This window comes from Campylobacter sp. JH32, from assembly GCF_017846535.1.
Classification (GTDB): domain Bacteria; phylum Campylobacterota; class Campylobacteria; order Campylobacterales; family Campylobacteraceae; genus Campylobacter_D; species Campylobacter_D coli.
Map to the genome: position 1 here is coordinate 1 of NZ_JAEQBS010000063.1, position 255 is coordinate 255.

Here is a 255-nt window from a genome sequence, read left to right on the forward strand (position 1 = left end):
GAACACTTACACCTGCTATAGTATTAGGACAAGCTACTATACTAGAGTTTAATAAATCACTTTCTAGCATTATAGGCACACCATCATCTTTAAAAGTTTTTCCTTTGTTTGATTTAAGTATGACTTTGCCTCCATGGATACATTCTAGGTTTTGATTTTCTAAAAGAGCATGAAGTTTAGCTATAGCTTGTTTTTTATCTACTTGTGTGGTTTTTTGTTCTTTTAAAGTGTTTGAAATTAAGTCTTTATACTCTA

1 pseudogene is annotated in these 255 nt (G+C 30.2%); it reads right to left on the reverse strand.

The features are described 5' to 3' along the window. A pseudogene (locus KAR67_RS09515) lies at window positions 1-255 on the reverse strand (hypothetical protein); the annotation flags it as partial.